Here is a 17,494-nt window from a genome sequence, read left to right as displayed (position 1 = left end):
TAAGATTGTTCTTAACAAACGATGGCACATATATGAAACATCAAATATCATCCTTTGCAAAATTAGACAAACAATATATTTTAAAAACAGAGAGGTAGAATATGTCAGGTGAAGAAAACCTACAAAAATTATTACAAAATATGACTCCCACTTTAGATAACAAAGAGTACGTATTTATCACAACAGAAAAGACTTTAAGAGAAATGTCCCATTTAAACCCTTTAGGAACATTCATAGAAGAAGAAGGCCTCACCCTCATTATTCAGAAAAAGATAGCCCAGTCAGAAGGACTAAAATTTGATGGCGTATTCAAAAAAATTACGTTACAAGTGCATTCCAGCCTTGATGCCGTTGGATTGACAGCTGTTGTCGCTTCCAAATTAAAGGAGGATTATATCAGCGCCAATGTGGTAGCTGCTTATTATCATGATCATATTTTTGTTCAATCGACCCTTTCTGAAAAAGCTTTGGATTCCTTAAAAGAGTTGACCATCGAAAGTCGAATCCAAAAGGCAGAATGAGAGACTATTTATATCCAATAAACGGCTTGTCTATTCCACCAGTTTTTGCTGTTTATGAATACTGACAATCCATGGTGCGATACTGAGGAGAATTCTGTAACATGCCTGAGACCGAACAAACAAAATTCATGACCTTTGCAACCCCCAAAGATCTCGGCCACTGGCTCAAGATGTATCACACTACCGAAAGTGAACTCTGGTTAAAAGTATTCAAAAAAAAGACAGAGATTCCCAGTGTGACATGGGAGGATATCGTGGTTGAATCACTCTGCTGGGGATGGATTGACGGCATTAAAAAATCAATTGATGATCAAGCCTACCTTCAAAGAATCACTCCCAGAAAAGAGCGTAGTAACTGGTCTAAAAGAAACAGAGAACATGCGGAGCGTTTGATAGCAGAAGGTCGAATGACAGAATATGGACTCTTGCCTATTCGAGCCGCACAAGCGGACGGGCGCTGGGAGAATGCTTACGCAGCAAGTGAAATGAAAGTCCCTGAAGATTTCCTGATTGCACTGGAGAGCCAGCCGAAGGCAAAACTGTTTTTTGAAAAGCTTAACAAATCGAGTCATTATGTTATTGCCCATGGATTGATAAGCGCAAAGAGGGCAGAAACCAGACAAAAGCGTTTTATTAAATACATGGACATGCTTATTCGTGAAGAAAATCCGGGCCCTGGCTCCAGGAAAATAAAACAATAGCAGTGCAGCCTTGAAAATGGATAAAACTCATACTTACATAGAACGAATCAATAGAGTAATAGATTATATTGAAAGTAATCTTGAAGATGAAATTACCCTGGATGATTTAGCAGGAATTGCAGATTTGTCAAAATACCACTTTCACAGGATATTCCATTCCTTCACAAATGAATCTCTCTATGGCTTTATATCCAGATTAAGGATCGAACGTGCTGCTACTTTTTTGTTGTTGCAAGAAAGATCACTCACAGAGATTGCACTCTCCTGTGGGTTCAACGACTCAGCTACTTTTTCAAGAGCCTTTAAGAAACAATTTAAAATGTCAGCTACTGAGTGGAAAAAAAAGCATAATAGCAAGATTCATCAAGACAAGAATCGTAAATCTACCAATAATATCAGTATGAAGATCCCTAAGGAAGGGCATCTAAATGTATTACTTACGGAGGAAAAAGATCTTCATGACATGCATATAGCCTACATCCGTCATACAGGTTCTTATGCAGGAAATCTTAAATTGTTTAAGTCTTTACACAAGAAGCTGATGGAATGGGCGACCCCATCCGGTTTAACAAAGAATCCTCAGACAAAGGATTTAGTCATCTATCATGATTCGATGGGGATTACTGACAATGATAAGTTAAGGATTTCCCTTGGAATTATCATACCAGAAGGCACCAGGGTTTCAGGAGAAATTGGTAGCTTATGTATTTCAAAAGGAAAATATCTTTTATGCAGATTTGAAGTGCATAAGGATGAATTCGGACAAGCCTGGACACAGGTATTTAGAACGATACTGCCCCAGAGAGGATTGCAAACGGACGATGGTTATTGCTTTGAACTATACCCACCCAATTGTTATAACAAGGCAAAAGAGACCACACTCGTAGACATTTATGTGCCAATCAAGAGGATTGAATAGGAGATTTTATTAATGAACTATATTGCATTGAATAGGACCAATATAGAGACAGAGCATATCTGTTGTGCCATTTCTGATAAGAAATGTCTGGAAGGATATAAGCTCAAAAAAGAGTGGCTCAAAGATGAATTCGAAAATGGATACAGATTTAAACGAATAAATGAAAGAGCAAAGGTATTCATTGAGTATGGGCCTGCCGAAAAAGCATGGATTCCAGTCTCAGCTCCCAATTATTTTATGATAGCTTGCTTTTGGGTCTCCGGAAGGTATAAAGGAAATGGCCATGGAAAAGCTTTGCTTCAGGAAGCAATACAAGACGCGAAGAAACAGGGCAGGGATGGATTAGTAACGGTTGTAGGAAAGAAAAAATTCCATTTTATGAGTGATACAAAATGGTTGCTGAAACAGGGATTTAAGGAGTGTGATTCGACAGCCGCGGGATTCTTGCTATTGTCACTTCCTTTCAATGAAAATGCTTCTTTACCGCATTTTAATGAACAGGCGAAAGTAGGAACATGTCCAGATGACAAAGGTTATGTTGTTTACTACACGAACCGCTGCCCCTTCACCGAATACCACATTAGAGAATCATTGACAGAAACAGCTTCAAAAAGGAATATAGAAATAAAAGTCATCAAACTTGAGACTATGGAGCTCGCTCAATCTTCCCCGACACCGGCAACAATTTTTTCCTTATTTCACAATGGTAACTTTGTTACAACAGATATAAGTGTTTGTATGGATAGTCGATTTGATAAGATCTTGAGCCCCAAATAGTTCATAACTATCAGTTCTATGATTTGATATAAGCACCGGAAGAATATGTAAGCTCATAACTATGGGAATATACTTCAAATACAATTCCAAAAGGATCCTCTACATAACACATTCTGTAGGGTTTCTCCCCCTTATAGTATTCCCGGATCGGCATTCTCTGTTTACCACCATTTTCTACAATTTTCTTAACGAGTCCTTCAATATCAGGATCTTGAACAGCAAAATGGAATAATCCTGTTCTCTTAAAATTAAACTGCCCTGCAGGTTCATTATCAGGGAATTCAAATATCTCAACACCAATTCCATCGGATGTTACCGTATGGGCTATTTTAAAATTAGTCCATTCATCACCGAAAACATCACTGCACATGATCCCGATATCGCTATCATCTTTGTCAATTCTAGTTGGTGGCATGAGAATATACCACCCCATTACATCCTGATAAAATTTTACGGCCGCCTCAAGATCCGGAACAGACAGTCCTATGTGAGACATTGCTTTTGGATACGTCATAATAAACTCCCTAGCTGTGTATATATCTAGACTTATACATATCTAGATATATCAATATATATTTCTAAAAAAAATTACAGATCCTTTTTAATATATTCTGCAAACTCCAGTATAATTTTTTCATTTCTTTGATAATAAGTCCACTGACCTATCCTATGACTTCTAAGTAAATCTGCCTCTTTCATAATTTGAAGATATTGAGAAATAGTGGATTGGGTAATTCCTGATTTTTCCTGAATAACAGAAACACAAACATACCCCTTCCCCTTTTGATCATCAGGCAGATGCTCCATCGGGGGAAAATGGATTTTTGGATCTTTCAGCCAATATAAAATCTGAACTCTCAAGGGATTCGATAAGGCTTTAAATATTTTTTCCACATTCATACATATATAGATATCCCAAATACTCGATATAGTCAAGAATTAAGGTCAATTCTTAAGCTTTTTAATAAGAGAACTCCGAAAAGTGCTCGAGTGAGTATAAAAACCATGTCAATAATACTTCCTTATTCATTAATAAATAAAATAGTGTTAAAATGCAAAGAAAGTTGTTTTAAATCTGTATTCTTAAGGATGTTCAACTATGAAAGTGGGTATTATAATTTGTGCACGGTATTCAAATTGTGGTGGTGGAAAATGCCTAAAATCAATGAAAGAGCGTGTAGGAGGATTTGCCGATTATCCAATAAAGGAAGATCTTGAATTAGTTGGTTTTTCAAACTGCGGCGGTTGCCCTGGCGGCAATATTGAATACGTACCTGAAGAAATGATCAAAAACGGTGCAGAGGCCATTCATTTTGCTACCGGAATGGTAGTAGGTTACCCCCCCTGCCCCTCTATAGACCAGTTTAAAGAGTATATTGAAACCCATTATCATATTCCTGTGATTGTAGGGACCCATCCAATTCCCCTGAAATACCTGAATACTCATAACAAACTTTCCCACTGGAAAACAGCAAAAATGGATAGAATTGCCGGTTCTCTCATGGATGAAGACAAAAAAATCATGGCATCGTATAATTAAAACAGAGTCCCCTTTACTACCACGAATGCCAGAAAAATATGAGACCTGCACTAAAATACATTATATTTCTTTGCTGGAATTACGGGTTCCAATTAGAAATAATCCGGAAATAATAGCTCCAAAGACAGCAAGAGGCCAGAACTCACTCAGTCCTATTTCTTTCACCTTTATGAAATCGACAGCCAGGCCTGTAATGGGGGCTATAACCATTGTTGCAATGCTTTTTGACTGAGATTGAATTGACATCACAGTAGCCCCTTGGGATTCACTACTGTGAGCATCTAAGCGGCTGATGAATACAGGGGTCCACAGATTCTGTATGACATAATAGGCAATAAAACCGGCAATCATAAGCCAGTATATGTTCAAAAACATGCCAGGAATGAGAAGGATCATAAGCAAAAACATCCCTAACCAGAGCACACGTGCAGAAGCATCCTCAGAACCTATTTTATTAACTAGTTTGTGTGCCTGTTTACTGGCACCGGCAGAGAGCATATAGAGCAGAAAGTAAACCGGTCCTATAAGGATAACTGACTGTTGTTCTCGGCTCATAGCCAATCCTGCAAATAAGAGGGTGATCACCGGCAGTGAAGCCTGTTGCAATATAGGTTGCAAATAATCTTTAATAGACTTGAAAAACCCCTCATATCCCATGGATTCAAGGATTAGACGACGCAGAGACTTGCGACGGAATATGACGACAAAGGACTCCTTGATATGGGTCATAATACGGTTAAAATTGACTGTATCCTTCACATCCCCGTCGAGTTCTTTTGGATAAGTTGTAAAATTGATGATATTGAGAACATAGGGAATGATGGAAAAATAGAAGATTTGAACATAGGAATTCGAAAAATATACAAAAGAACAGGCAATTAAAACCGAAACAGCAGAACCAACTTGGCTCCAGGATCTTGTATACCCATAAACTTCCGTCTTTGAATCAATCCTTCCTTGAAGGCGAAGCCAGGTAAAAATCATGGCTTTATGTGTCCCGGTCCTGAAAGCATCCCCCACAGCAAAGAACACCATGGATACAAAAAGAAACACCAGCAAAAGAGGATAGGGTATGCGTCCATTTACGGCAAAAGTTCCGGCAAATCCGATGAGTGCAAAATGAATGATGTATGCAAAAAAACTGAGGATCATAGATCTGCGGCGCCCCCAGACGTCTGCAATAGCGCCGCTGGGAATTTCCATGAGATTGACCATAAACTCTCGAAAGGCAATCAGAAAACCGATGAGAGTATAACTCAATCCCATTTGTAAAAAGGCAAGAAGAATAAAGGGTTCATAATACTTTTGATTCTTTAAAAAACCATACAAGCTGAATCTTTTGATCATAATGTGCGATACTCCAAAGTAGAAGTTCATTATATATCTAACATTCAGAGATATCTATATTGAAATCATTTCAATAACCGACAAATATGTAGGAAAAATATTATTTTTATACTTTTTCGTAACTATCTAATCCTAAAAGAAGATTTCTACTGAGCATTATGGTTAATAACTTCTAGCTATTTTATTTAAATAAAACAACTTATGTATTATAAAAAGAATAAGCCACCAAATGGCATGGATTATGCTTAATATATTACAAGTATCCAAAATTTCAAAGAGACCTTTGGTCCTGAGCTGTCTTGGGCATAGTAAGATTAAAGATTAAGATAAGAGTATAGGAGATTATTCATGAGCGTTGATTATTCAAAAACACCATTGGAATCCATTTATGGTGAAAATTGCTTCAGTGAATCAGTAATGAAGCAGAGATTGCCAAAAAGTGTTTTCAAGGAATTCAAGAAAGTTCAGGTTGGAGAAATTGACCTGTCTCTGGATGTAGCAGAAGTCATAGCATCAGCCATGAAAGACTGGGCTATTGAAAAGGGTGCTACCCACTATACACACTGGTTTCAGCCACTTACAGGCCTGACTGCGGAAAAGCATGATTCGTTCATCTCTCCAGAAAGTGATGGAACAATCCTCATGGAATTTTCTGGAAAAGAACTGATTCAGGGAGAACCCGATGCATCTTCTTTTCCAAACGGCGGTTTGAGAGCCACATTCGAAGCTCGCGGCTACACAGCCTGGGATACAGGCTCCCCTGCATTTTTGAAAGCAGACAACACAGGCTTAACACTCACAATTCCAACAGCCTTTGTTTCCTATACCGGAGAAGCTCTGGATAAGAAGACTCCCCTTCTCCGCTCCATGGATGCAATCAGCACACAGGCAATGAGAATCCTCAAAGTCCTGGGAAATACAACATCCAAAAGAGTCATGTCATCTGTTGGCCCCGAACAGGAATACTTCCTCATCGATAAAGAATACTTTCAGGCCAGACCAGACATAAAGCTCACTGGTAGAACCGTCTTTGGTACCATGTCTGCCAAAGGCCAGGAAATGGACGACCACTACTTTGGAGTCATCAAGGACAGAGTTGCAGACTTCATGAGAGACCTGAATACTGAATTATGGAAACTGGGAATATCCGCAAAAACCCAGCATAACGAAGTAGCTCCCAATCAGTTTGAGCTTGCCCCCATTTACGCCTCTGCAAATGTTGCAACAGACGCAAACCAGCTGACAATGGAAATGATGAAAAAAATAGCCGATAAACATAATCTGGCCTGCCTTCTTCATGAAAAACCCTTTGCCGGAATCAACGGTAACGGAAAACACAACAACTGGTCGATTGCAACAGATGATGGAATCAATCTGCTGAATCCTGGTGAAACTCCCCATGACAATGCTCAGTTCCTCCTTTTTACTGTAGCAACAATTAAAGCTGTAGATGTGTATGCTCCCATCCTAAGAGCATCCGCTGCCAGCCCTGGAAATGATCACAGACTGGGTGCAAATGAAGCACCTCCTGCAGTAATTTCCATATTCCTTGGTGACCAGCTGACCAACATCCTTGAAAAGATGGCGGCAGGAAAACCCGTAGAAGCACTCGATGGTAAAATGATGGAAATTGGGGCAACTACACTGCCTAAACTTCCCATGGACATGACCGACAGAAACAGAACATCTCCCTTTGCCTTCACAGGTAACAAGTTTGAGTTCAGAATGGTTGGATCAACACAGTCTGTAGCCGGTCCCAACGTTGTTCTGAACACAGCTGTAGCCTCCATCCTGGATGAGTTTGCAGAGAGACTTGAAAAAGCTTCTGATGTGAATGCAGAGATTCAGAAGATTATCTGTGAAACATACAGTGCCCATGAAAGAGTCATCTTCAATGGAAATGGTTATTCTGGTGAATGGTTGGTTGAAGCCGAAAAACGAGGCCTCCCCAACCTGACATCTACAGTGGCAGCCCTTCCTGTATATATCGAAAAGAGCAGTGTTGAACTCTTTGGTAAATACAATGTTCTGAACAAGGAAGAACTCGAGTCCAGAGTTGATATTTATCTTGAAAACTACAGCAAGCAGATCAACATCGAAGCTGGCGTGGCCCTTGAAATGGCCAACCGTCTCATCTTCCCTGTAGTCAGTGAATTTGCAGCCAGCATTGCCGATACAATCCTTTCAATCAAGTCCGTCGTTCCCACTGCGGACACAGCAGCCCAGGAATCTCTGCTGGATAACCTGAACGGACAGATGGAATGTATGTTGAAGACTGGTATTGCCCTCGGCAAAGAAATTGAAGCGGCACTTGAACTGGAAGATGATCTTCTGGCCCAGGCAAAAGCATACAGAGAAAAAGTATTCCCAGCCATGGAAGACTTAAGAGTTTGTGCAGATGCACTCGAAAAGATAACAGACAAACAGTTATGGCCTTATCCTTCTTATGAAGATATGCTTTTCAATCTTTAATCTTTTTAATAAAAAGAATTAACAGAAGGCTGCCCTTTAAAAGGCAGCCTTTTTAAATTTCAAAACAACACTTTTTTGCGGCCATAAAATTTGTCAAAAAAATATGAATGTTTTCTTTGCAGATTCTGTTGACAGGATTAGTAAAACCATTTATTCTTCTTCAAGAATTAACTTTCCCCTGTAGCTCAGTTGGTAGAGCGGATGGCTGTTAACCATCATGTCAGCAGTTCGAGTCTGTTCGGGGGAGCTCAAAGCGGAATCCATTGGATTCCGCTTTTTTTATCCCTGCCCCTTTGATTATTAAACAACTATTTATTATGATTTGAATATGTTCAGAAGACGTCTTTCTTCACTCATATTCTCCCTTCTCTGCTTCGCCTCCTGCGAAAGCAGCCTGTATCCACCGACCTACCCGCCGGTTCTATCAGACTTAACCATTACCACAACAACATCCAACGAGGCGACAACATCCATTATCCAGGGCGATACGGTCTATATTTCCGTGAATGTAGAAGACCCGGAGGATGATTCTTCGACTCTATCTATCACAGTCCTTTCGGATGAGACAGAAATTTATAGCAAAGAGATTGACGATTCGTGGATTTTTGGTGGACTCATCTGGGAAAACTGGTTTGATACAGACGATATGGACCTGGGGGACTATACCCTGCAACTCATAGCCACAGATGACGAAGGCAATGAGGGAGATCCCATAACGGAAAGCATTACTGTCACTTCAAACCTCAAGACCTCAGTAGATACGTCAGATATCACCATAAGCGCTGTGAGCTATACTCTGAAAGATGAAGTACAGGACGAACCCTTCACCATAACCTTCTCGGTCAGCAATAATTCCCCAGTCACCATTGATATTGTCCACGTACCCTTCACTGTCACAGCGACCTATGATAATGGCGTAGACACAGCTGAAATAAAAACCATTGAAGGCGACGGGGTCATTACCAACATCCCGGCGGGTTCGACGAAAGAGGGATACCTGAAACTGAATGTTCAGACGAATTTCACAACTTACAACAGCATGTCCTATGCAGAAGCAGATTGTACAATAACCATATACTGAGGTTCCGGCTCTTCTGACAAACAAGTCAGAAGGACGGGAGGCTTATCAGTCTTTTTTCTTTGTACTGAGTTTAAAGGGAATATAAGCAGGACAGACCCCGACAGAGGATGTGATGACCATCAGAGCCCCTGGCAGAACAAGCCACCATAAATGTCCACTTTGAACCTGAAAAACGAGACCTCCTGCAATGAGGACAAGCCCAAGAATCAATCTGATAATACGATCCAATGATCCCATATTTTTCATAACAACCTCCCGGTTCAATAAAAACTTTATATATTATTAATTATATGTAAAAAAGAGAAAGATTCCATTGATTTCATAATCATTTTACGGAATGACACAGGAAGAGAAATAAGCCGCCTTATTCTGAGATTCCCGGTTCGTCTGTTTCCCATTGCTGTAGGTATCGAAACAATTGTGCTTCTGAAAGGATATTTCTGAGGATAAGTTCTTCTGTCACTTGATTCATATGCTCTTCGGCAATGCAGGAACGCAGCAGATTCAGCCCAACCTGAAAAGGAATATAATCCTTGTATACAAGATAAGTAATAAAATCCATATGCCTCTCCCTTTTATTGATCCAACAATAGGTGATGGTCTGTCAGAGATCTCCGGGCAGACATAACAAAGTAGCCTTAAATTGATTATCGGCACTGATTCAGCAAGATGATGAGGATTTTCTACATCATGATTGTGTAACATTCCTAGATTCAATATATTTTGTAGATAGGAGGATGCCATGAAAAGAGGTACTCTATTGAATTCCGAAATATCATCTGTGATAGCATCGATGGGTCATACAGATTCACTCACCATAGGAGATGCGGGTCTCCCCATACCCCTTCATACAAAAAGAATAGATCTTGCCGTGACCAAGGGGGTTCCATCTTTTATCCAGGTCCTTTCTGCGGTTCTCGATGAGTTATGCATTGAAAAAGTCGCCCTTGCAGAAGAGATGAGAAATGAGAACTCCGAAGGCTTGGATGATATACTGGCATTGATGACCGAATATGAGTCAAAAACCGGTTACAAGCCATCCATGACATTCATACCCCACAAAGATTTCAAAAAACTCAGTGCTGATTCAAGAGCCATTGTACGCACAGGAGAGGTGATGCCCTTTGCAAATATCATCCTGTTTTCTGGAGTAACATTCTAATCCGGATCGAATTTTATGATTGTTGTCCCCCTGTATTGTTTGTATAATAAAAATATATGAACAAACAGGACCTGGTCAGAGAACTGTCTCAAAACCTCGATATGTCTCAAAAAGCAGTCAGAGAAACACTGGACGCCCTCATGGAAGAGATCATCTTAATAATGGAAGAGGGCGAAAAATACAACCAATCCGGTTTTGGGACCTTCAAGGCAGAGTTGACAAATGAGCGCATCAGCTACAATCCTGTCCTCAAAAAACGAATGAAACTACCCGTCAGAAAGAAGGTAAAGTTCAGACCCTCAGCCAAACTCAAGGATAAAATCAATGAGTAAGTATCTGACACCGGGCAAACTGGCAGACAGGCTTCAGGACAAAATTGACCTGGATAAAGAAGGCACCCTCCTCTTCGGATCAGAATTGTTCTCCATCATCATCAGAGAATTGAAGAAGGATGAGACTTTCTCACTCTTCGGATTTGGTAGTTTCAAAAAAATACAGGTGAAAGAGAGCAAGGGACGGAATCCTAAAACCGGCGAAGAAATCATCATTCCCGCCCATTACAGGATAAAATTCACTCCTGCGGGAAAATTGGCAGACAGAATCAATGCGGAATACGCTCATTTGAAACCGATCATCCTCGAAGACAATGCCCACGAGGGACTGCTGTTAAAGGCAGAACGCTATAAGCTGGAGACTCCAGCCGATGCCGAAGCGGCGCTGTCTACCCAGGAATCCATTATTCCTCCTACTGTTCCTATCACCAGGCCGAATCCTATTGAAGAGCCCCCAGCGAAGAGTGAAGCAAATGAACTGGATTCATCCCTCCTAGAAGATGAGGGACAGATTGACGAGATGAATCAGGGAGAACCCGATTTTGGGTTTAAAAAGGACAGCTCTCCTAGAATCCGCAAGGCCTTACTCATTGGATTATTCCTGCTGATCTGTTTCATAGGAGTGGGATGGTTTCTTTTAAAAGGTCCGGACAAAGTGGTAGACATAGACATTTCAGATTCTCAGGTTCCAGAACCTATTGAACAAGCTCTAGCAGATGCAGCAATAGAACCTGAGAGTCCTTCTGATCCCATAGAAGAGATTCAAGCGGTGGCTCCCGTGCTTCCCGGAACCAGCTACAACATCCTACCGGGAGACTCATTCAGCCTTCTAGCCCAGAAAAGCTGGGGCAATATACACCTGTGGCCCTATCTTTACAAGCAGAATAGAACCATCTTCCCCGATCCCGACCTTGTCCGTCCTGGAGACAGTATCATTATTCCTCCCCAGCCTGATGAGGTAAAGGATCAGGAACTCATCGAAGACAGTATACTCATGGCCTACAGACGCTACAGGGAGCTTATGGAAGAGCAATCTGAGAACCCACGGAACATCAGAAGACAGAGAAGTGCTGAATATGTGCTTCTAGGGGGCGAACGGCTCTATCCGACCTTCCTGGAAAGGAACAAGAGCAGTATTAGCCTTGAAGAGATCAGAAGAGTTGAAGACCTTCATTTCTGAAAATCATTCACTTAGAAAATCCTCATAAGAAATAAGCTGTATCCCCATTTTTCTGGCTTTCTGCAGCTTGGAGCTTCCTCCTTCCGGATTTTCACAAAGAAGAATTGTAGTTGAACCAGTCACGGAAGAAGAAAACTCATATCCTCTTTCCTCTATGATTTTCTGAATTTCCTTGCGACCCATGGGCCCTTTTCCGGTCATGCAGATTTGTCCCAATGTCTGAATGTCCTTAGAATCTTGTACATTGACGACTGAGAGCAGGTCCTGAAGAAACCGTATATTATCAGGATTTCTCTTCCAGGTAAGGATATTCCGGCCTATCACAAAAGTTTCATCTTCAAATGCCATAAAGGCATCCATGCTGTTGATTCCCAGTTTTTTAAGAGCCTTCATCTGAACCAGAGGAATTCCCAGTTTGCTGATCAAAGCTGGAGCCTCCATGGTCCGGACCTTTTCCAATTGAGTCAGGAAATTATAAATTTTCTTATCACCAAACCCATCAAGGCCTTCGAGGTCCGAAGCCTCAATTTTATACATATCACTGACATTGGCGATGATTTTTTTATCAAACAATAGTCTGATTGTAGCCTCGGCAACCTGGTCCATTCCTGATTCCTTCACCCAGTACAAGACCGTTTGAATCTTTCGCTCCGGACATTCTAGGTTACTGCACTTCAGATGCACCCCCTCCTCCACTACGGCACTGCCGCAAACTGGACAAAGGGAAGGAGCCAAATTGGACATAAAGGATTCTCCCTCTCGCATTGAGGAAGAAAGGTTCTCTTTCACATAGGGAATAACATCATTGGCACGTTCTATCAGGAGCTCATCTCCCAGTTGCAGAGCCATGGATTCAACAAAAGCTCTGTTATGAAGAGAGGCTCTTGCCAGGGTGGCACCTCCCAATTCAATGGGCTCAAATAGGGCAACAGGAATGAGAGCGCCCTGCCTGCTGACTTGCCAATCCACAGCTTTAAGACGGGTCTTTTTTGAGGCTGATGGAGGCTTAATGGCCAGGGCATAGTGGTGGTGATGATCGACGACCCACCGGCTGTCGATCTCTCTGTGCAGAGAATTATCATCCACGGTGAGAATCAAACCATCGGTCTCATACAGCCACTGATCCCGATATCCCTGTAAATAGTCATTATAAAAAGATTCAATATCCGCTCTAGAACGGGCCTCATGATATTCTACTGTATGAAAGCCCTGCTGTTTCAACCAGAGGATAATTCCGGCCTCACTTGCAGAAGGATTCCACCTGGCCGTCTGATAACTGACAAATCTGACATATCGAAGGTCCTCCCTGTTTTCCTTCCTATTCACCAGACCAACACAGTTATTTCTAAGAGGTCTGCCTCCTGTTTCATAATCTGTATTTTTGGGAAGGTATAACTCTCCGCGAATTTCAATATCATGGTCGGTTTCAGCAATGCTCTGAGGAATATCCTCAATATAGTCTGCAATAGTTGTCACATCCTGCCCCACCGAACCGTCTCCTCTGGTGGCCACATAACGCAGTGTTCCTCCAGAGTAGAAGCAGGTTGCGGACAGGCCGTCTATTTTAGGCTGGAGAGTCCACTTTGTATCATCGGGCATCCCGAGTTTATCCATCCATTTGAAGACTTCTACAATAGTCTTTGCCTTCCCCATAGACAGCATTGGTTCGGCGTGAGTGATTTTTCCACTGTCTTCACCCTCATGACCGACTGTTGAAAAATAAGGGCTTTCGGGATTAATTTCTCTCAGATTATCTTCTAGCTGATCAAATTCCGCATCCGTCATGAGAGGAATATCTGTATTATAATAGGCCATTCTGGCTTCGTTCAAAAGCTGAATCAGTTCTTGTTCTTTCAATGCTATGGTCCTCGACTCTGAAAAGTGAATATACTGACCTATCATAATAGGTCTGCCCGTTTATGCGAACATTCTGTTTCAATATTTTAGTGAGAAAAGACGATTCGTAAAAGTTTTACACCCGGGTATAGACAAAGAAAAAAGGTTCTGTTATATTTTTTCACACATTCGGCGCCGTACCCAAGCGGCTAAGGGAGTGGATTGCAAATCCATCATTCAGCGGTTCGAGTCCGCTCGGCGCCTTAAGTACTAAGATTCAGTGAAAGCTGAATCTTTTTTATTTATAACAGATTCCGATGAGAGCTGACCTTCTACTGTTGAAGGAGTTTCCAGACAGACCCGGTTACGCCCTTCGCTTTTAGCACGGTAGAGGGCACGATCTGCCAGTTCAATTGAGTCTCGAATAGGAAAATCATTTAAAAGAGGTGCAAGACCAAAGCTGCAGGTGACTCCTTTGCCCTTGAGGACCTCCCATGAGTGTAAGCAGATATTCTCCCTGATCTTCTCAGCGATCTGAAGGACCTGAGCCTCATCTACATCCTGAGTTATTAAAAGAAATTCCTCACCGCCATAGCGATACAGCCGATCACCTGAGCGGACAGTTCTGTTCACAATATTAACAAGTCCCTTCAGAATAAGATCTCCGACCTGATGACCAAAAAGATCATTGAGAGATTTGAAATGATCAAGATCCATCATCATAAGATAGGTACCTTTCCCCCGGTGATTCTTATGAAAAATTTGCAAATCGACTTCCATGGCACGTCGGTTTAATGCATTTGTGAGGGGGTCCAGGGTGGACTCTTCGGTCGCTTTTTTCAGGGAGGAACGGTTGATCTTGAAATGGAGCAGAAAAACAGAAATAAGCACGATACCGACAACAAATTGATTGAAATATCCAACAATGGCAATCTTGGGAGAAACACCGGCATGGATATCACTGACAGTTTGGTAGGCGATTGCTACGTTATAGAGCAAAAGAGAGATTAAAGAGAGTATCCGGCTATAGCTGTTTTTATAATCATCGATATAACCAAGAAAAGGTGGTATGGCAATAAAATAGAATTGAAACACGAGATTTTCCGGCTGGAGAACAAATATTGAGCAGCAGAGATGTGCAATCCAGAGAATCACCGATGATTTGGCCAAATTGGCCAGTTTCCGCCAGTATAAGAGAAATATAAGCAATTGAAGAAAAACTTCGGAAAAGACAATAATTCGTTCCAAATCAATATCGTCGGTAATACCCATGGTAAGAAATAGAGTATTCATGATTATGATGATAAAACCGATCCCCCGGAGGTGCATCAGCTTTATATTATTGCTTGTTGATATCATCTTTCTTATATGCATATTCAAAGCCTTTTTTAAATACCTTTATAGTAGGATGACAGAAAAACAAGTTCAAAATACTCTTTGTCACATCCGGGATTTGGAATTGTAGGAAATACAGCAGATCTCTCCAGGAAGAGATCCGGATACTCGTATAAAAAAAGGATTATTTATCACCTTCTTCAGGAACAATGCAGACGAAGGAAAAGTCATCGTTTCCGGCGTTTTTAAACTGATGTTCTTCACCACCGTTGACATAAGCCGTATCACCAGCTTTTACTGACTGCTCTTTCCCATCAATGAAAAGAGTGCCGGTTCCGCTGATGATATAATTGATATGCGGCCAGTCGTGGGCGTGGAAGGGGGTGAACCCCTCTTTCTTTAGGGTAAAAATACGCATGGACCAGCCGTCCCATCCCTCGGCTCCGGTTATAGCGGTTTGCTTTATGACGTTCTTTGCACCTTCCATGTTCACTTCGACAGTCTTCATGGCCTCATTCTTTAAGATTGACATACTAAACTCCTTTTGGGGGATGTTACCATGGGAATATTCCCGATGGCAATAAAGAACAGTATGTGAATTTTGTTTAGTACTCGAGGCACAATCAAATTCGTTTTGTATATTTCAAATACCAGTACCAGCACTGCACCATGATTGCACTGTTATACTCTCCCCTGCCCATATTGTTCAGAATATGCGAAAAGCTCTGCTCTTGCCATTCAAGGTATTCACTTTCATCCAGGTCCAGTTCGTGAGTATGTTTCAACCCCCTGGCAAGATAGGTTGTTGAGACATTGTCCATAAAGGCAGGATTGGGATTGATGCTGCCTATCTCAATCATCTCCTCAGCGCTAAACCCCGTCTCTTCTCTCAATTCACGGAAAGCGGCCTCGAGTGAACTTTCACCTGGATCAACCACTCCCGCAGGAAATTCTGTTGAAAGAGAGGCACTTCCATGACGAAACTGACGAACCATCAAAAAGGAAACTTCACTTACCCCTTCCTTTATAGGAAGCTCTGGAATAACGGTGACCCAGTTTGGAGCCTTACAGACTACAATGGGGTGCACACTGCCGTCGGGTGATTCCCGGTGAACTTGATCAATGGAAAAAATAGGCCCCTTCCAAACTTCCTTAACCCGGCCGGTCTCCTTCCATTTCAGCTGACTATCCTTCATTCTGTCTCCCTTGGGTATTCATACTCTCTACCATCGACCTCGGTATTTTTAAAGACATAGGCCGTTTTTGTCGTTCTCAGAAGCAGACTCCGGTTCAGAGGGATCTTTCCTCCACCTCCAGGTAAATCAACCGCATAGCTTGGCATCGCCAATCCTGAAATTTTAACTCTGAGTTCATCCATGATCTGCCATCCTCTCTCAAGAGGAACTCTAAAATGGGACGTTCCCCGAGCCAGATCTCCCTGGAAAAGATAATAGGGCTTGACCCCTTCGCGGAGCAGTCCCTGAAACAGACGGGCCAAAATGTCAGAGTCGTCATTGACAGCCTTAAGGAGTACGGTCTGGTTGACCATAGGAATGCCTGCCTCTCTTATGATCCTTAAGGCCCTGCGGCTTTCCGGAGTCAGCTCTTCGGGATGATTAAATTGAATCACCATCCACAAAGGAGACAGCCTTCCAATTTCCCGAAGAAGATCCGGATTGATCCTTCTGGGATAGACAGCGGGAATCCTTGTGGCCAGCCTTATAATCAGGTCATCCCGGACGGTTCTGAACCGCTTCAGGATCTCAAGCAGTGATGAGTCTCCTAGAGTCAGAGGATCACCGCCAGTGAGAAGAACCTCTTGAATTTCCTTATGATTTTCGATGTAGCCGATGATGCTGTCACATTCAGACTGACTCAGATCGGCATGGCCTTTTCCCGTAAATGATCGTCTAAAACAATGACGGCAGTGAATAGAACAGCGATCTGTAACAAGAACAGCAACGCGATTTCCGTACCTGTGAATCATTCTGGGAACTGGCGAGTGGATTCCTTCAGATAAGGGATCAGAACTCTCCGTATCCAGAAACATCATTTCTTGCTTTGTGGGAATGAGCTGTCTTCTTATTCCATCATGTTGTAATGCCAGGTTGAGATAATAAGGATTGCCTTGATACGCCAGTTTGTCACCTTCGGCTTCGAACCAGCCCTGTTCATCCCTCTGAAGAGAAATGTTGTGAGGCAGAGCCTCACCGGATTTATTATGAGTTTCATCCATACCAGCATCATACTCAAAGCTTGACTTTTGATAAACCGAATTCTATGTTTATCAC

20 protein-coding genes and 2 tRNA genes are annotated in these 17,494 nt (G+C 41.8%); 12 read left to right on the top strand and 10 right to left on the bottom strand.

Features of this window, described 5'->3' with window-relative positions; translation table 11 throughout:
- Window positions 1-101 precede the first annotated feature (101 nt).
- From EXM22_RS17925 to EXM22_RS17910, 4 genes are all read left to right on the top strand, one after another.
- Window positions 102-521, top strand: coding sequence for an ACT domain-containing protein (locus tag EXM22_RS17925; protein WP_149487840.1), 420 nt, complete (start codon window positions 102-104; stop codon window positions 519-521).
- A gap of 101 nt (window positions 522-622) precedes the next feature.
- Window positions 623-1,222 (top strand): YdeI/OmpD-associated family protein, encoded by a 600-nt coding sequence (locus tag EXM22_RS17920; protein ID WP_149487839.1) that lies wholly within the window; start codon window positions 623-625, stop codon window positions 1,220-1,222.
- A gap of 16 nt (window positions 1,223-1,238) precedes the next feature.
- Window positions 1,239-2,141 carry an AraC family transcriptional regulator gene (locus EXM22_RS17915; protein ID WP_246157132.1) on the top strand — a complete coding sequence of 301 codons (903 nt, stop codon included), beginning with the start codon at window positions 1,239-1,241 and terminating at the stop codon, window positions 2,139-2,141.
- A 12-nt stretch (window positions 2,142-2,153) separates the two neighbouring features.
- On the top strand, window positions 2,154-2,918 hold the full coding sequence (locus EXM22_RS17910; RefSeq protein ID WP_149487837.1) for an N-acetyltransferase: 765 nt from the start codon (window positions 2,154-2,156) through the stop codon (window positions 2,916-2,918).
- Window positions 2,919-2,934: 16 nt separating this feature from the next.
- Here EXM22_RS17910 and EXM22_RS17905 read toward each other — a convergent pair whose 3' ends face one another.
- A complete protein-coding gene (locus EXM22_RS17905; protein ID WP_149487836.1) occupies window positions 2,935-3,432 on the bottom strand; it encodes a lactoylglutathione lyase family protein in 498 nt (165 codons plus the stop codon).
- Between the two features lie 74 nt (window positions 3,433-3,506).
- A complete protein-coding gene (locus EXM22_RS17900) occupies window positions 3,507-3,812 on the bottom strand; it encodes an ArsR/SmtB family transcription factor (protein WP_210411520.1) in 306 nt (101 codons plus the stop codon).
- A gap of 205 nt (window positions 3,813-4,017) precedes the next feature.
- On the opposite strand from EXM22_RS17900, the gene EXM22_RS17895 reads away from it, so the two are divergent.
- The gene (locus tag EXM22_RS17895) at window positions 4,018-4,458 is read left to right on the top strand and encodes a CGGC domain-containing protein (RefSeq protein WP_149487834.1); all 441 of its coding nucleotides are present in this window, start codon (window positions 4,018-4,020) and stop codon (window positions 4,456-4,458) included.
- A gap of 60 nt (window positions 4,459-4,518) precedes the next feature.
- Here the strand turns inward: EXM22_RS17895 and EXM22_RS17890 are convergent, their stop codons facing one another.
- Window positions 4,519-5,805 carry an MFS transporter gene (locus EXM22_RS17890; protein ID WP_168203609.1) on the bottom strand — a complete coding sequence of 429 codons (1,287 nt, stop codon included), beginning with the start codon at window positions 5,803-5,805 and terminating at the stop codon, window positions 4,519-4,521.
- Between the two features lie 348 nt (window positions 5,806-6,153).
- Between EXM22_RS17890 and EXM22_RS17885 the strand changes: the two genes are divergently transcribed.
- The 3 genes from EXM22_RS17885 (at window position 6,154) to EXM22_RS17875 (ending at window position 9,358) form a co-directional block, all read left to right on the top strand.
- The gene (locus EXM22_RS17885) at window positions 6,154-8,277 is read left to right on the top strand and encodes a glutamine synthetase III family protein (protein ID WP_149487832.1); all 2,124 of its coding nucleotides are present in this window, start codon (window positions 6,154-6,156) and stop codon (window positions 8,275-8,277) included.
- 174 nt (window positions 8,278-8,451) lie between these two features.
- Window positions 8,452-8,524, top strand: a tRNA-Asn gene (locus EXM22_RS17880).
- Between the two features lie 81 nt (window positions 8,525-8,605).
- Window positions 8,606-9,358, top strand: coding sequence for a hypothetical protein (locus EXM22_RS17875; RefSeq protein WP_149487831.1), 753 nt, complete (start codon window positions 8,606-8,608; stop codon window positions 9,356-9,358).
- A 45-nt stretch (window positions 9,359-9,403) separates the two neighbouring features.
- Here EXM22_RS17875 and EXM22_RS17870 read toward each other — a convergent pair whose 3' ends face one another.
- Window positions 9,404-9,604, bottom strand: a complete 201-nt coding sequence (locus EXM22_RS17870; RefSeq protein WP_149487830.1) for a YgaP family membrane protein — start codon at window positions 9,602-9,604, stop codon at window positions 9,404-9,406.
- A gap of 118 nt (window positions 9,605-9,722) precedes the next feature.
- Window positions 9,723-9,920 carry a hypothetical protein gene (locus EXM22_RS17865; RefSeq protein ID WP_149487829.1) on the bottom strand — a complete coding sequence of 66 codons (198 nt, stop codon included), beginning with the start codon at window positions 9,918-9,920 and terminating at the stop codon, window positions 9,723-9,725.
- 180 nt (window positions 9,921-10,100) lie between these two features.
- Here EXM22_RS17865 and rbsD point away from each other — a divergent pair, with 180 nt between their 5' ends.
- Genes rbsD through EXM22_RS17850 form a run of 3 tightly spaced genes read left to right on the top strand, consistent with a single transcriptional unit; the run spans window position 10,101 to window position 12,032 of the window.
- Complete coding sequence (gene rbsD, locus EXM22_RS17860) at window positions 10,101-10,520, top strand: D-ribose pyranase (protein WP_149487828.1); 420 nt, start codon at window positions 10,101-10,103, stop codon at window positions 10,518-10,520.
- A 56-nt stretch (window positions 10,521-10,576) separates the two neighbouring features.
- Complete coding sequence (locus EXM22_RS17855; RefSeq protein ID WP_149487827.1) at window positions 10,577-10,852, top strand: HU family DNA-binding protein; 276 nt, start codon at window positions 10,577-10,579, stop codon at window positions 10,850-10,852.
- The gene (locus EXM22_RS17850; protein ID WP_149487826.1) at window positions 10,845-12,032 is read left to right on the top strand and encodes an HU family DNA-binding protein; all 1,188 of its coding nucleotides are present in this window, start codon (window positions 10,845-10,847) and stop codon (window positions 12,030-12,032) included. Before EXM22_RS17855 ends, EXM22_RS17850 begins: the two co-directional genes overlap by 8 nt.
- Window positions 12,033-12,035: 3 nt before the next feature.
- Here the strand turns inward: EXM22_RS17850 and EXM22_RS17845 are convergent, their stop codons facing one another.
- On the bottom strand, window positions 12,036-13,934 hold the full coding sequence (locus EXM22_RS17845) for a BRCT domain-containing protein (protein WP_149487825.1): 1,899 nt from the start codon (window positions 13,932-13,934) through the stop codon (window positions 12,036-12,038).
- A gap of 125 nt (window positions 13,935-14,059) precedes the next feature.
- On the opposite strand from EXM22_RS17845, the gene EXM22_RS17840 reads away from it, so the two are divergent.
- A tRNA-Cys gene (locus tag EXM22_RS17840) sits at window positions 14,060-14,132 on the top strand.
- Between the two features lie 6 nt (window positions 14,133-14,138).
- On the opposite strand, the gene EXM22_RS17835 is transcribed toward EXM22_RS17840, so the two are convergent.
- The 4 genes from EXM22_RS17835 to EXM22_RS17820 form a co-directional block, all read right to left on the bottom strand.
- Window positions 14,139-15,161, bottom strand: coding sequence for a GGDEF domain-containing protein (locus EXM22_RS17835; RefSeq protein WP_168203608.1), 1,023 nt, complete (start codon window positions 15,159-15,161; stop codon window positions 14,139-14,141).
- A 226-nt stretch (window positions 15,162-15,387) separates the two neighbouring features.
- On the bottom strand, window positions 15,388-15,735 hold the full coding sequence (locus EXM22_RS17830; protein WP_149487823.1) for a cupin domain-containing protein: 348 nt from the start codon (window positions 15,733-15,735) through the stop codon (window positions 15,388-15,390).
- A gap of 91 nt (window positions 15,736-15,826) precedes the next feature.
- Window positions 15,827-16,399 (bottom strand): NUDIX hydrolase, encoded by a 573-nt coding sequence (locus tag EXM22_RS17825; protein ID WP_149487822.1) that lies wholly within the window; start codon window positions 16,397-16,399, stop codon window positions 15,827-15,829.
- Window positions 16,396-17,439, bottom strand: a complete 1,044-nt coding sequence (locus tag EXM22_RS17820) for a KamA family radical SAM protein (RefSeq protein ID WP_149487821.1) — start codon at window positions 17,437-17,439, stop codon at window positions 16,396-16,398. The genes EXM22_RS17825 and EXM22_RS17820 overlap by 4 nt, the downstream gene beginning before the upstream one ends.
- Window positions 17,440-17,494: the final 55 nt, after the last annotated feature.

The organism is Oceanispirochaeta crateris, from assembly GCF_008329965.1.
Classification (GTDB): domain Bacteria; phylum Spirochaetota; class Spirochaetia; order DSM-2461; family DSM-2461; genus Oceanispirochaeta; species Oceanispirochaeta crateris.
The sequence above is the reverse complement of the archived record's forward strand: the minus strand, read 5'-3'. Positions and strand labels throughout refer to the sequence as shown.